The organism is Acidovorax temperans, from assembly GCF_006716905.1.
GTDB lineage: Bacteria > Pseudomonadota > Gammaproteobacteria > Burkholderiales > Burkholderiaceae_C > Acidovorax > Acidovorax temperans.
The window spans coordinates 1,384,193-1,398,257 of record NZ_VFPV01000002.1 but is presented as its reverse complement, the minus strand read 5'-3'; the positions used below and the strand labels follow the sequence as shown (position 1 = coordinate 1,398,257).

Sequence of the window (14,065 nt, the reverse complement as noted above, 5' to 3'; positions counted from 1 at the left end):
CGGTCTCCTCACGCAGCTTCCACGTTGCAGATCGTGGTCTTGGATTCTTGCATCATGGTCACGCTGTCGTAGCCATACGTTGTTGCAGTGTTCACGGCCTCGCCACGCACCACAGGCGCTGCCCCCTTGGGGTAATACGCCAGCATGTCGGCGCCTTGCCAGCGGCCGGAGAAGTGGAATGGCATCCACACGGTGTCGGGCGCCACGCGCTCGGTGACCAGGGCCTGCACATTCAGGCGTGCGCCGGTGGGCGAGCTGAGCCACACGCGGCTGCCATTGCGAATGCCACGGTCGGCAGCGGTCTTGGGGTTGATTTCCACGAACGCTTCCTGCTGCAGCTCGGCCAGCCAGGGGTTGGAGCGTGTTTCCTCGCCGCCACCTTCGTACTCGACCAAGCGGCCCGAGGTGAGGATGAGCGGGAACTTCTCGTACACCTTGTCCGCCATGTTCTTGTCCTGCACCGTCTTGTACAGCGTGGGCAAGCGCCAGAAGGCCTTCTTGTCCTCGTGCGTGGGGTACTTTGCAACCATGTCGGGGCGGGTGCCGTACAGCGGTTCGCGGTGCTGCGGAATCGGATCAGGGAAGTTCCACACCACGGCCCGCGCCTTGGCGTTGCCAAAGGGATGGCAACCATGGTTCTTCATGACCACGCGGATGATGCCACCCGAGGAATCGGTCTTCCAGTTCTTGCCTTCGGCCGCCGTCTTCTCGGCGTCGGTCAACTCGTCCCACCAACCCAGCTTCTTGAGCAGCACATGGTCGAACTCGGGGTAGCCGGTGGTGATGTCGGCACCCAGCGAGTGGGAGCCGTCTTCCGCCAGCAGGTTCTCGCCATTGCGCTCCACACCGAAGTTGGCGCGGAAGTTGCCGCCACCATCCATGACGTGCTTGGAGGTGTCATACAGGTTGGCCGTGCCTGGGTGCTTGAGCTCGGGCGTGCCGTAGCAGGGCCATGGCAGACCAAAGTAGTCGCCAGCAAAGTCGTAGCCGGTTTCCTTGTCCTTGCCGCCCTTGGCCTTGAGGGTCTTCACGTCGAACACATGCATGTTCTTCATGTGGGCCTTCAGGCGCTCTGGGCTCTGGCCGGTGTAGCCAATGGTCCAGACGGAGCGGTTGATTTCGCGCAGGATGTCTTCGACCATGGGCTCGTCCATGCCCTTGACCTTCTGCATCTTGTAGTTCTTGACCAGTTCCTTGTCGAAGCCCAGCTTTTGCGCCAGCTGGTACATGATCATGTGGTCGGAACGGCTCTCCCACAGAGGCTCGATGACCTTCTCGCGCCACTGCAGCGAGCGGTTGGACGCCGTGCAGGAACCGCTGGTTTCAAACTGCGTGGCTGCAGGCAGCAGGTACACCGCACGGTTGGGGTTCAGGTCTTCGGGCTTGCCGGGCATGGCGGCCATGGCAGCGGTGGCCGATGGGTAGGGATCTACCACCACCAGCAGGTCCAGCTTGTCCATGGCGCGCTTCATTTCGAGGCCACGGGTCTGCGAGTTGGGGGCATGGCCCCAATAGAACACGCCGCGCAGGTTGCTGTCCTGGTCGATCAGCTCGTTCTTCTCCAGCACGCCGTCAATCCAGCGCGACACGGTGATGCCGTTCTTGGTCATCATCGCGGGCGTGGCGTACTGCTTTTTGATCCACTCAAAGTCCACACCCCACACGTTGGCGAAGTGCTTCCACGCACCTTCGGCCAAGCCGTAGTAGCCGGGCAGCGAGTCGGGGTTGGGGCCCACGTCAGTCGCGCCCTGCACGTTGTCATGGCCGCGGAAGATGTTGGTGCCACCGCCGCTCTTGCCCACGTTGCCCAGGGCCAGCTGCAGAATGCAGGAGGCACGCACCATGGCGTTGCCGATGGAATGCTGCGTCTGGCCCATGCACCACACGATGGTGCCAGGGCGGCTATCGGCCAGCATCTTGGCGACCTTGAACATCTGTTCTTCCTTGACGCCGCAGGCCTCTTCCACCTTGTCGGGTGTCCACTTGGCCATGACCTCGTCGCGCACCTTTTCCATGCCGTAGACACGGTCGTGGATGTACTTCTTGTCTTCCCAGCCGTTCTTGAAGATGTGATAGACCAGGCCGAACAGGAAGGGGATGTCGGTGCCCGAGCGGATGCGCACGTACTCGTCGGCCTTGGCGGCCGTGCGGGTGAAACGTGGGTCCACCACGATCATCTTGCAGCCGGTTTCCTTGGCGTGCAGCATGTGCAACATGCTCACAGGGTGAGCTTCGGCCGCGTTGGAGCCGATGTACAGAGCGACCTTGCTGTTTTGCATGTCGTTGTACGAATTGGTCATGGCGCCGTAGCCCCAGGTGTTGGCCACACCCGCCACGGTGGTCGAGTGGCAAATGCGCGCCTGGTGATCGCAGTTGTTGGTGCCCCAGAAGCTCACGAACTTGCGCAGCAGGTAGGCCTGTTCATTGCTGTGCTTGGAAGAGCCGATGAAGTACACGCTGTCAGGGCCACTGGCCTTGCGCAGCTCCAGCATCTTGGCGGAGATTTCGGTCAGGGCCGTATCCCAGCTGATGCGCTCGTACTTGCCGTTGACCAGCTTCATGGGGTAGCGCAGGCGGTACTCGCCGTGGCCGTGCTCGCGCACTGACGCCCCCTTGGCGCAGTGGGCGCCCAGGTTGATGGGGGAATCGAACACGGGCTCCTGGCGCACCCACACGCCGTTTTCCACCACGGCATCCACGGCGCAGCCCACCGAGCAGTGGGTGCAGACCGTGCGGCGCACTTCGATCTTGCTGTCGCCCAGGCCCACCTTGGCACCTTCAGCCGCTTGCGACTTCTTGACCAGGGTAAGTTGCGAGGCTGCAATGCCAACGCCTACGCCCAGGCCCGAGCGGCGCAGGAAAGCGCGGCGGTCCATGGTGGGCAGCGCTTGGGACAGGCCCCGGCGCAGGCTGTGAACAAAGGGAGAGGATGTCGATGCACTGTGCGGTGCATGCGCAGACTTTTTGGTGAGCAACATGGCGCGCCCCGAAATCAAAGTTGGGTGGTTTTGTAGTACTGCTTCACGTGCGCCGAGAGGTGGTAGCCACCTCCCTTTTCAGGCGCCACGCGGGCGGGCTCAGCGGCCACGACCTCGGCGGGGATTACACGCGGCAGCACCGTCACGGCGGCAGCACCGGCGCTCACGGCGGCGGCGCCCGCAAAGAAGCGGCGACGGGATGGGGGGGTAGAAGCGGAAGGCTGGCGGTCCTGCATGCTTGTCTCCAGGAGGCTGGCAGTTATGTAAAAGATTGCATAGGCGAGTCTAAGGCAGCCAGGTAACCTTCACAACGAGGCCAACCCTAATCCCACCAATGCACTTGAGCATTGCCGCGCGTCAAGACGCGGCACATCGCAAACACTCTTCAATCGAGCATGTCAAAACCCTGCGCCTCAACAGCAGCAAAAGCCCGCGTAAGGCGCGCCACGGCTGCATAGAAGCTCGCGGCCGGGTGCTGTTCCAGCGCGTTGCACATGGCTGGCAGCCAGGGCTGGATGTGCTCGGCAAAAAATTCACGCTGAGCCGTCAGGTTACAGACAGCCATGTCATCACCCGCAATCAGGTAGCGCATGACTTCGCACAGATATGCGACATGGTCCTCGGTCTCGGGCATGGTGTCGCCCCGCGCAAGCCCCAGGCGGTCCAGGCTGGTGCGCAAACGTGCCAGGGGCTTTTCATTCAAGAAGCCCGCCAGGTAGTGCGATGCGTACACAAACACCTCGGGCTTGCCCACGCCGCCGAACAGGCGATCGTATTCAGCCGCGATGGCGGCGTCGTCCTGCGCGCGGGCCGCTGCCACCAGCTGCTGCCAGGGCTCTTGCAGAAAGCCACCTTCCATGGGCGCTTCGGTCACGGCCACGCGCAGGGCCGACAGCAGCTCGGGGCTGGGCGGTGCGTAATACAGTTGGGACAACACGCCATACAACTCGGCGCGTGCGGTTTCTTCGTCCAGCGCAGAGCTGCCGGGCTGGGTCAATGAAACAGAGGCGCTCACAGGTCGGTCACTTTCGATTCGTTTTGTGCGGAGTACAGATCAATCACGCGGCAGTCACTGCACATCTTGAGCCGCTCCAGCGCTTCGCCCTGGAACATGGCATGCCCAGCCAGCTTGCCCAGCATGGCCTCGATGGCCTTCACGGTGCCAAACGGTTTGCTGCAGCGCACACAGGCCCAGGGCTGCGCTTCGTTGAGCACGCGCAGCTGCGCGCGCTCGGGCGTGAGCGACAGGCGGGGCTGCAGGCTGATCGCGTTTTCCGGGCAGGTGGTCTGGCACAGGCCGCACTGCACGCAGTTCTTCTCCAGAAAGCGCAGTTGTGGCGTTTGCGGGTTGTCCTGCAGCGCGCTTGCCGGGCAGGCGCTCACGCAACTCAGGCACAGGGTGCAGCGGTCTTTATCGACCGTGATGGTGCCCAGGGGCGAGCCCTTGGCAGGCAGCTCAATCGCCGCTGGCAAGGTGGCCGCGCCCAGGGGCGACTGTTCCACCAGATGGTCCAGCGCCATGTCCAGGGTGCTGCGCTTTTCCTGCGCGATGGCAAAGCGTGCGGCCACACCGGGGGTGCGCTGGCGCGTTTGGCTGAGGGTTTGCAGCGCCGCATCCAACTCCGTCGGGTGCTTGGCCTCGATGATGCGCAGGTGGGTGCCCGTGTAGCCAAGCCCGTTGAGGATGCGCTGGGCCACGTCCATCTGCGCCTGCAGCCCTTCCAGGTACTGCGGCGCCTCTTCGGTGGTAACCAGCAAGACGATTTGCGAGGCCCCGTAGGCGACGGCGCTCAGCCACAGGTCCACGCCCGTGCTGGCGGTGTGCCACAAGGCCACCGGAATCACATTCGCAGGCACGCCATGAGCCACCTTCAGCTGCGCTGCGCGGCCCAGCTCATTGACCAACGCCTGGCCACGCTCCTGGCTGTGCAACAGCAGCACGGCGTCCTTGCCGCCCGCTGCGGCATAGGTGGACAGCAGAGTTTTAAAACGCTGCCCCTGCTCCGCCGCAGGCGGATAGGCATAGGTCATCGCGCCCGTGGGGCACACGGTGGTGCAGGCGCCGCAGCCCACGCACAGGTTGGGGTTGACCACCACGCGCTGGCGGGCCTTGTCGCTGCTGATGGCCTCGGCCGAGCAAATGTCCACGCAGGCGCTGCAACCCACGGTGGCGTTGCGGCTGTGGGCGCAGAGCTTCTGCTTGTATTCAAAAAACTTGGGCTTCTCAAACTCGCCCACCAGTTCGCGCAGCTTGAGCACGGTGGGCAGGTCACGCCCATCGCTGCGCAGGTAGCCCTGGGGCAGCGCGTGCTGCAAGAAGGTGGGCGTGGCGTCAGCGCGGCGCATGTCCAGCACCAGATCGAACTGGGCCGACTCGCTCTCGACCGCGCGCTGAAAGTCAATCGCCCCCGCCACCTGGCACGCCTTCACGCAAGCGCGGTGGCCCTGGCAGGCAGCCACGTCAATCTGGTAATCCAGCCCGATGGCGTTTTCCGGGCAGGCGGCCACGCAGGCATTGCAGCGGGTGCACAGGTCAAGGTTGATGGGGTTGTCTTCGCGCCAGCGCAATTCAAACGCACCCAGCCAGCCCGTCAATGCTTCGATGCGCCCGCCCAGCACGGGGTAGCGACGAGCCTGGGCGCCACCGGCCTGGCCGGGGCCTTGGGCGAACACGGTAACGTCCAGCACATCAGACACCAACCCGGCCACCTGCTCTGCCGCATCGAGCGGCCCGATGATCAGCAGGCGCCCGGCGCTCTTATATGTCACCACCGGCACGGGCGGCGGCTCGGGCAGGTGCGCCGCCGCCAGCAGCGCGGCGATCTTGGGGCCGGCCTTGCCCGCATCGCGGCTCCAGCCGCCGGTTTCGCGGATATTCACAAAGCGGATGGGCGAGATGGCGCCTTCCGTCTGGCGGCCCAGGTCAGCGAACAGGCGCTCTTCCTGGGTGCATGCCACCACCACGTCCTCGCCCGAGCGGATGGCCTGGGTGAAGGCGCCCGCCTCGCGGCGGCACAGGGTGGAATGGAGGGTCAGGTCTTCACGAAGCGCTGTGCCCAGGGCCTGGGCGTTCAGCGGCATCGTCTGGTTGCAATCGCAGATGAGCGTGGTCATGTTCTGTGTGGCTGGCTGGGGCAAGCGACGCAGGCTCCCCCGTGGAACCAGCCGACGCTTGCCCGTGCGTGGGTAACCATCCCCCGGCAAAGCCGGGGGCATTCGGGATGTGAGCCGCTCAAAGCGGCTGTAAGGGGTCGCTAACGCGGCCCCTCATTCTTGGGGCCACCTATCGGTGGCTACTCACCTCCATAGACCGAGTTGGTCCAACCTCTCGTCTTCCTTCTCCTGGTTTCGGATGTACTCCCGTATCACCGCTTCGTCGCGTCCCACCGTCGAGACGAAGTACCCTCGCGCCCAGAAGTGCTGACCCACGAAGTTGCGCTTTCGCTCTCCGTACACCCGCGCAAGGTGGATTGCGCTCTTGCCTTTGATAAAGCCCACCACCTGCGACACCGAGTACTTCGGTGGGATCGACAGCATCATGTGCACGTGATCGGGCATCAGATGCCCCTCTTCAACCCTGCATTCCTTTTGCGCGGCCAACTTTCTGAATACCTCACCCAGGTGTTCGCGTAGCTGCTTGTACAGCGTTCGCCTTCGACACTTGGGGATGAAGACCACGTGATATTTGCAATCCCAGGCCGTGTGACTCAAACTTTCATACTTGTCCATCGTGTTTCTTCCTTTCGTTTGCTTGGCGGCTCACGATTGAAAGTCTCTACGGTGGACAACCTCCTGAAAAGTCAAACTTCTACTGCCTCCCCGGCAGAGCCGGGGGGCCTCCTTTTGGTAGCTAGGAATAGCTGTGCATACCCCCGACTGTGCCACGTCTTGCCCCGGTTGCGCTGCCGATGGCACAGGGGGTTCCACGGGTGCGGGGTCTTTCGGGTCATTCCGCCCGGCAGGGGCAGCGGCCTGCCCTGCGGCTGGTGGCTTTTCCGGCTCTTCTTCCACCAGCCCCATAAACTGCGCACTGGCCATTTCCTTGAGCATGGCAGCAGGCAGCGGGTCGGGCTGGGTGTAGTCGTCGATGTAGATGTCCAAGCCGTCCATCACGTTGAAGTGGGGGTCGGTGAAGAGCTTCTTCATCGCAGCGTTGCGCACCTCGGGCGCCACCGCACGGCTGGCGAAGGGCTTGAAATCGGAGTCGATGGACAGCGACTGTGCGTCTTGCAGGGTGGGCAACGGCGGGGCTGCGGGCTCGGGCGGCACGGGTGCCGCAGCAGGCTGCGCGGCCAGGGGCGCAGGCGCATTCACCCCGGCTGGCACAGGTGCCTGTGGCACGGGTGGCGCGGGGTCTTGTACGGGCTTGCCCTCGCGCACCTCCTGCTTGCGGCGCGACCAGCGGCCCAGGAATCCGTCAGCCACGGCCACCTCCACCACGGTGTTTCTCGGTACTCACCGAGGCGGGGTTGCCAAACCGGTCTTGCAGCGGTTGAAAGCTGTCGGGACGCTTACGGCGCTTGGGCTCAGGCTGGTAGTTCTCGGCCACAAAGGCCTGCAACACCTCCAGCACCTCAGGCGGCACGGGCACTTGCTCCACCGTTTCTTGCGCATCCAGCCAGCGGCCGGCCTCGTGATAGCTCAGGCTGACTTCCACCGGGCGGGCCAGGCGGGGGGCATCGCCACCATCGTCTTCGTCCATGCGCCACAGCACGAACCAGCAAGGGGCGGGCGATTCGACATTCAGGTGGTAGCCCTCGGCATCGTCGCGGAACAGCTCCACGCGAAAGCCTGGAAACATCCAGCGCTGTTCGCGCTCGTCGTTCAACAGTTGGCGCGGTTCAGTGCCGAAGGCCGGGTCGTGCATGACCACTTCGGCCAGCGACCACCGCCAGGGCTGCCAGCGGTTGTCAATGCGCTCGCAGCGCATGATCACAGCAACATCGGTGTAGGGGCGCTCAGTCATGGGCAGCGACTGTACTCCGTAGCAGCCCCCGCCATACAGGCGCGCCGCCAAACCCCTGCGCCCTGCTCTTCAATCGCCCTTGGCCGATGGCAGCGCCTCTACCGCCACAGCGCAGTATTTGAACTCTGGAATCTTGCCAAACGGGTCCAGCGCCGCATTGGTGAGCAGGTTGGCTGCGGCTTCCACATACGCAAACGGCATGAACACCGTGCCACGCGGCGTGCCGTCGTCCCGCCGCACGCGCACCTGCACCATGCCGCGCCGCGAGCGGATGCCCACCAGCGCGCCGGGCTGCACACCCAGCCGCGCCAGTTCATCACCATGCAGGGATGCGGTCGCCATGGGCTCGATGGCGTCCAGCACGGTGCTGCGCCGCGTCATGCTGCCCGTGTGCCAGTGCTCCAGCTGGCGGCCGGTGATGAGCACGAACGGGAACTCAGCGCTCGGCTTTTCTGCCGCCGGGATCACGCTGGCAGGCACCAGTTGCAGGCGACCCGTGGGGGTGGGGAATTGATCAGTGAAGACGATGGGCTGGCCGGGGTCGTCAGGTGCAAGGCAGGGGTAGGTCACGCTGGAATCGCGCTCCAGCCGGTCCCAGGTGATGCCCTCGATGCTGGCGTGCATTGCCTGCCGCATTTCCTCGTACACGGCGGCCACGCCAGATTCTTCGCCTTCGTAGTTCCAGTTCAGGCCCGCCCCGCCGCCGGGCCGCCCCAAGGCGGGGCCGGCCCCCTCGGGGGGCAGCGACGACACGAAGTGCGGAGCGTGGGGGCCCACTCGTTGCGCGATCTGCTGAATGATCCACAGGTCCGGCCGCGCATCGCCCGGCGGGTTCAGGGCGCGGCGGCCCATCTGCACCATGCGGTCGGTGTTGCTGGCGGTGCCTGTCTTTTCCGGCCAGGCACTGGCGGGCAGCACCACATCGGCCAGCCAGGCGGTTTCGGTCAGAAAGATGTCCTGCACCACCAGGTGCTGCAGGCTGGCCAGCGCGTGGCGCGCGTGGTTCAGGTCGGGGTCGCTCATGGCGGGGTTTTCGCCCATGATGTACATACCGCGCACCTTGTGCGGGTCGCTGTCGTCGGCCAGGGCCTTGTGCATGATCTCTACCACGGTGTAGCCCGGCGCTTCATCGAGCTGGGTGCCCCAGAATTCTTCAAACCACGCATGCGCCCCGGCGTTGTCCACACGCTGGTAGTTGGGGAACATCATGGGGATCAACCCCGCGTCGCTCGCGCCCTGCACATTGTTCTGGCCGCGCAGCGGGTGCAGGCCCGAGCCGGGCTTGCCGATCTGGCCCGTGACAGCGCACAGTGCGATCAGACAGCGTGCGTTGTCGGTGCCGTGGATGTGCTGGCTCACGCCCATACCCCACAAAATCATCGAGGCCTTCGAAGTGGCAAACGCGCGCGCCACCTCGCGCAGCGTCTCGGCCGGGATGCCGCACACAGGCGCCATGGCCTCGGGGCTGCAGCCCATCACGTTGGCCTTGAGGGCCTCGAAGTTGTTGGCGCGGTCGCGGATGAAGGCCTCATCCACCAGCCCTTCGTCGATCACTGTGTGGATGAGCGCATTGAGCATGGCCACGTCGGTATCGGCCTTGAACTGCAGCGTGCGCCAGGCGTGGCGGCCAATGTCGGTCACGCGCGGGTCGGCCAGCACGATCTTCGCGCCGCGCTTCGCCGCGTTCTTCATCCAGGTCGCCGCCACCGGGTGGTTGGCCGTGGGGTTGGAGCCGATCACGAAGATCAGCTCGGCGTGCTCCACATCGTTGACCGGGTTGCTCACCGCGCCCGAGCCCACGCCTTCGAGCAGCGCGGCCACGCTGGATGCGTGGCACAGCCGGGTGCAGTGGTCCACGTTGTTGCTGCCGAAACCGGTGCGCACGAGCTTTTGGAACAGGTAGGCCTCTTCGTTGCTGCCCTTGGCCGAGCCAAAGCCTGCCAGCGCCTTGGGGCCGTGCGTGTCGCGCAGGCTTTTGAGCTGGCCTGCAGCCAGATCCAGCGCTTCGTCCCAGGTGGCTTCGCGGAAGGTATCCCGCCAGTCGGCGCCATGGGGACGCACTTCCTTGGGCACGCCACTCTTGCGGATCAGCGGCACCGTGAGGCGGTCAGGATGGTGGGCGTAGTCAAAACCAAAGCGCCCCTTCACGCACAGACGGCCGTGGTTGGCGGGGCCGTCGCGGCCTTCCACGCTGATGATCTTTTCATCGCGCACGTTGTAGGTGATGAGGCAGCCCACGCCGCAGAACGGGCAGACCGAATCGACTTTGCGGTCCACCTTTTGCGAGCCGATGTGCGTCTTGGGGCTGAGCGCGCCCGTGGGGCAGGCCTGCACGCATTCGCCACAGGCCACGCAGGTGCTTTCGGCCATGGGGTCGTCGAGGTCGAAAACGATCTTGCTGTCGGCCCCGCGCAGCGCGTAGCCGATCACATCGTTGACTTGTTCCTCGCGGCAGGCGCGCACGCAGCGGTTGCACTGGATGCAGGCGTCCAGGTTCACGGCCATGGCGGGGTGGCTCAGGTCGGGCGCGGGCTGCTCGCGGCGCAGGGCCTTCAATGCCGGGCGCACGCTCACGCCCAGCCGATCCGCCCATTGGCTCAGCTCACCGTGCTGGCCCACCGCTTCCGTATTTTTTGAGTCAAATTGGGCTCCAGCGCTTGATGGATAAGCGCCACCAGCTATCAATTCAGGAGTATCTGACTGGTCATCATTCCATCGGTAGCCCACGTCCGGCATGTCAGACAGCAGCATCTCCACCACCATCTGCTGGCTTTTGCGGGCACGCGGGCTGGCGGCCTGCACTTTCATCCCTGCGGTGGGTGCGCGGCAGCAGCTGGGCGCCAGCGTGCGCTCGCCCGCGATTTCGACCACGCAGGCGCGGCAGTTGCCGTCGGGGCGCAGGCCGTCCGCGTAGCACAGGTGCGGAATCTCCACGCCGTGGCGCTGCGCGGCTTTCAAGATGGTTTCGCCAGGGCGGGCGGTGATGGGCTGGCCGTCCAGCTCGAAGGCCACGCCTGGCGTGTGGGGCAGCGCGCTCATGGCTGGCCTCCTTGGGGCAATTGCTCTGCCAACGGGCTGTTGCGCGGCTTGGGCAGATCACCCGGCCAGGGCCCTTCGCCCACCTCGTGCGGAAAATACTTGTGAATGCAGCGGATGGGGTTGGGCGCCGCCTGGCCCAGGCCGCAGATGGAGGCGTCGGCCATTACCTGTGCCAGATCGTCCAGCAACTCCTCATCCCACTGCGGTGCCTCCATCAGCGTGGCCGCCTTGGCCGTGCCCACGCGGCAGGGCGTGCACTGGCCGCAGCTTTCGTGTTCAAAAAAGCGCATCACGTTCAGCGCCGCATCGCGCGCCCGGTCATGCTGGCTGAGCACGATGACGGCCGCCGAGCCGATGAAGCAGCCGTAGGGCTGCAGCGTGTCGAAGTCCAGCGGTATCTGGTTGAGGCTGGCGGGCAGGATGCCGCCCGAGGCGCCGCCGGGCAGGTAGGCATAGAGCTGGTGGCCGTCCAGCATGCCGCCGCAGTATTCGTCGATGAGTTCCTGCGCCGTGATGCCTGCGGGCGCGAGCTTGACGCCCGGGTGCTTGACCCGGCCGCTCACGCTAAACGACCGCAGCCCCTTGCGGCCGTGGCGGCCAAAGCTGGCAAACCACTGCGGCCCGCGCTCCACGATGTCACGCACCCAGTACAGCGTCTCGAAGTTGTGCTCCAGCGTAGGCCGGCCGAACAGGCCCACCTGCGCGATGTAGGGCGGGCGCATGCGCGGCTCGCCGCGTTTGCCTTCGATGCTCTCGATCATGGCCGATTCTTCGCCACAGATGTACGCGCCTGCGCCACGGCGCAGCTCGATATGGGGCAGCGGGCACGGCAGATCGGCACGCAGATCGTCCAGAGCGCGCTGCAGCAACGCGCGGCAGCCGTGGTACTCGTCGCGCAGGTAGATATAGATGGCCTCGGTACCCACCACCTGGGCGGCGATGAGCACGCCTTCCAGAAAACGGTGCGGGTCGCGCTCCAGGTAAGTGCGGTCCTTGAAGGTGCCGGGCTCGCCCTCGTCGATGTTCACGGCCATCAGGCGTGGCGCGGGCTGGTCCCGAACAATCCGCCACTTGCGCCCCGCCGGGAAGCCCGCGCCGCCCAGGCCGCGCAGGCCCGAGTCCTCCATGGCAGCCAGCACCCCCTCGGCGTCCATCTCGCCGTTGACCAAGGCGGCAGCGGTCTGGTAACCGCCGCGGGCGCGGTAGGTGGCGAGATCAGTGTGCGCGGGGCTGATGCCATCCGGCTGCGCAGGTACGCTGTGCTCTGCCAGCGCTGCAATATCAAAATTGATAGCTGCTGGCGCTGATGGGTGAAGCGCCAGAGCCCGATTTGGCTTCAAAGTGACGGTTTCCAGCACCGAGTCCAAGGTGGCTTGCGGCACAGGGCACTGGTGCACCACGGCCACGGGCGCCTGCTCGCAGCGGCCCACGCAGGGCACGGCCAACACCTGCACGTCGCCCTGCCCGGCCGCTTGCAACCGTGCCGGCAGTACTTCGAGCAGTTCGCGCGCGCCGGTCATGCTGCAGCTCAGGCTGTCGCACACCCGCAGCACCAGGCGCGGGGCCACGGCATCGTCGCCGCGCACGATGTCGAAGTGGTGGTAGAAGCTCGCCACCTCGTACACCTCGGCCATCGGCAGGTTCATCTGCTTGGCGAGCGCAACCAGGTGCCGGTCGTGCAGCACGCCAAAGTGGTCGTTCAGGCGGTGCAGGTATTCAATGAGCAGATCGCGCCGAAAGCCGGTGGCCGGGCGCGGGCCCAGCACTTGCGCCACGTCGGCCATGGCCGCCTCTTCGGGCTGGCGGCCCTTGAGGCGGCTTTTGCGGCGGATGCGTTCGCGCATGTCGTTGACCGATACAGCGGCGACAACGGTTGCGTTGGGGGCTTCGGGGGCAAGGTGCATGGGCCGGGGGCGTGGAGCGCGTTGTTTTGTATGAAGGCGCCTGCATAGGCCAGGCGCGCCGCCGCAGTGTCAGTCAGGGACTCGTGCGGCGTCAAATTGCCGATGCACATGGGGCGATCACAAAAACAAATGAAACGGCCGTTTTTGCAACGGCCCGTGAATCAAACACCGCAACCCGTGGGGTCAGCGCTCAATCGGCGACCAGAAGCCCACTGTGCGCTGCTGCGTGCTGCAGCCAGTCGGGGTCCTGCGCTAGGGCCAGCGCGGCATCGAGGGCGCGCGTGGGCTGCACCTGTCGGTGCGACATGAATCCGATGGGCGTGGTAAGCATTGGAGCGGTCAGAGGCAGCGCCTCCAGCCCCTTATGGCCGCGCACGGCATCCACCAGCGCCCCAGGCAACACACTGCACACCTGGCCAGCCACCACACTCAGCGCCAGGGTCAGCACCGAATCGGTTTCCATCGCAGGCCGCACCATGGCACCTGCCGCGCGAAAGGCTCCGTCCACCAGACTGCGGTTGTGCATCTCGGGAGTAAGCAGGCACAGCGGCAGCGCCGCCGCATCGGCCCAGGCCATGGGCGGGCCAATCTGCAGCCCGCGCGCTGCGCCCTTGGGCGGCTGGGAGGCACGGCGCAGCAGAAAGTAGTGCTCCACATACTGCGGCCAGGCCCGCAGCGGTCCACCACGGGCAGGCATACGGTCGGTGTAGCCCAGTGCCAGGTCCAGGGCAATGCTCTCCAGCCCTGCCTCCAGCGCCTGCGAACTCATCGACAGCGCCACCGGCACAATGCCCGGGTGCCGTGCCTGCAATTGCGCCGCAAACCGCGCGAGGATGGGCATGGCCGTGGGCACCGCGCCCAGGCGCAGCGTGCCGCGCGGGTGGGCGGCGTCGCTGCTCAGGTCCTGCTGCAGCACCTGGTGCTCGTGCAGCATGCGCTGGGCGGTGGCCAGCACGCGCTCGCCTTCGGGCGTAAAGCCTTCAAAGCTGCGGCCCCGGCGCACCACCACCACGCCAAATTCTTTTTCCAGCGCACGCAGCGCGTTGGACAGGGCCGGCTGCGTGATGTGGCAGGCCTGCGCCGCCCGGCCAAAGTGCCGGTGCTCGTGCAGCGCCACCAGGTAGCGCAGGGACGCGAGCAGGTTCATGGCGAGTGGGGGCGGCTCAGGCGGCTCGGGA

The 14,065-nt window shown here is 65.5% G+C and carries 10 protein-coding genes; all 10 read right to left on the bottom strand.

Features of this window, described 5'->3' with window-relative positions; genetic code table 11:
- Nucleotides 1-8: 8 nt before the first annotated feature.
- Nucleotides 9-2,978: a formate dehydrogenase subunit alpha gene (locus BDD18_RS14685; RefSeq protein WP_142083953.1), complete on the bottom strand. Its 2,970-nt coding sequence runs from the start codon at nt 2,976-2,978 to the stop codon at nt 9-11.
- 14 nt (nt 2,979-2,992) lie between these two features.
- Nucleotides 2,993-3,214, bottom strand: coding sequence for a formate dehydrogenase (locus tag BDD18_RS14680; protein ID WP_066698995.1), 222 nt, complete (start codon nt 3,212-3,214; stop codon nt 2,993-2,995).
- Between the two features lie 149 nt (nt 3,215-3,363).
- Nucleotides 3,364-3,993 (bottom strand): TorD/DmsD family molecular chaperone, encoded by a 630-nt coding sequence (locus BDD18_RS14675; protein ID WP_142083951.1) that lies wholly within the window; start codon nt 3,991-3,993, stop codon nt 3,364-3,366.
- Nucleotides 3,990-6,059, bottom strand: a complete 2,070-nt coding sequence (locus BDD18_RS14670; protein ID WP_142084129.1) for a 4Fe-4S binding protein — start codon at nt 6,057-6,059, stop codon at nt 3,990-3,992. The genes BDD18_RS14675 and BDD18_RS14670 overlap by 4 nt, the downstream gene beginning before the upstream one ends.
- A 216-nt stretch (nt 6,060-6,275) precedes the next feature.
- The gene (tnpA, locus tag BDD18_RS14660) at nt 6,276-6,707 is read right to left on the bottom strand and encodes an IS200/IS605 family transposase (protein ID WP_026437438.1); all 432 of its coding nucleotides are present in this window, start codon (nt 6,705-6,707) and stop codon (nt 6,276-6,278) included.
- Nucleotides 6,708-6,737: 30 nt separating this feature from the next.
- The gene (locus tag BDD18_RS14655) at nt 6,738-7,403 is read right to left on the bottom strand and encodes a DUF3306 domain-containing protein (protein ID WP_142083949.1); all 666 of its coding nucleotides are present in this window, start codon (nt 7,401-7,403) and stop codon (nt 6,738-6,740) included.
- The gene (locus BDD18_RS14650) at nt 7,396-7,944 is read right to left on the bottom strand and encodes a DUF3305 domain-containing protein (protein WP_066789133.1); all 549 of its coding nucleotides are present in this window, start codon (nt 7,942-7,944) and stop codon (nt 7,396-7,398) included. The genes BDD18_RS14655 and BDD18_RS14650 overlap by 8 nt, the downstream gene beginning before the upstream one ends.
- A gap of 69 nt (nt 7,945-8,013) precedes the next feature.
- The gene (locus BDD18_RS14645; RefSeq protein WP_142083947.1) at nt 8,014-10,983 is read right to left on the bottom strand and encodes a molybdopterin-dependent oxidoreductase; all 2,970 of its coding nucleotides are present in this window, start codon (nt 10,981-10,983) and stop codon (nt 8,014-8,016) included.
- Complete coding sequence (locus BDD18_RS14640) at nt 10,980-12,887, bottom strand: NADH-ubiquinone oxidoreductase-F iron-sulfur binding region domain-containing protein (RefSeq protein ID WP_142083946.1); 1,908 nt, start codon at nt 12,885-12,887, stop codon at nt 10,980-10,982. Before BDD18_RS14640 ends, BDD18_RS14645 begins: the two co-directional genes overlap by 4 nt.
- 190 nt (nt 12,888-13,077) lie before the next feature.
- Complete coding sequence (locus tag BDD18_RS14635) at nt 13,078-14,034, bottom strand: LysR substrate-binding domain-containing protein (RefSeq protein WP_142083944.1); 957 nt, start codon at nt 14,032-14,034, stop codon at nt 13,078-13,080.
- Nucleotides 14,035-14,065: the final 31 nt, after the last annotated feature.

Excerpts from the sequence above, each read along its gene's own strand:
- BDD18_RS14685 (WP_142083953.1), bottom strand. The coding sequence starts at position 2,978 with ATGTTGCTCACCAAAAAGTCTGCGCATGCACCGCACAGTGCATCGACA.
- BDD18_RS14680 (WP_066698995.1), bottom strand. The coding sequence starts at position 3,214 with ATGCAGGACCGCCAGCCTTCCGCTTCTACCCCCCCATCCCGTCGCCGC.
- BDD18_RS14670 (WP_142084129.1), bottom strand. The coding sequence starts at position 6,059 with ATGCCGCTGAACGCCCAGGCCCTGGGCACAGCGCTTCGTGAAGACCTG.
- tnpA (WP_026437438.1), bottom strand. The coding sequence starts at position 6,707 with ATGGACAAGTATGAAAGTTTGAGTCACACGGCCTGGGATTGCAAATAT.
- BDD18_RS14650 (WP_066789133.1), bottom strand. The coding sequence starts at position 7,944 with ATGACTGAGCGCCCCTACACCGATGTTGCTGTGATCATGCGCTGCGAG.
- BDD18_RS14645 (WP_142083947.1), bottom strand. The coding sequence starts at position 10,983 with ATGAGCGCGCTGCCCCACACGCCAGGCGTGGCCTTCGAGCTGGACGGC.
- BDD18_RS14640 (WP_142083946.1), bottom strand. The coding sequence starts at position 12,887 with ATGCACCTTGCCCCCGAAGCCCCCAACGCAACCGTTGTCGCCGCTGTA.
- BDD18_RS14635 (WP_142083944.1), bottom strand. The coding sequence starts at position 14,034 with ATGAACCTGCTCGCGTCCCTGCGCTACCTGGTGGCGCTGCACGAGCAC.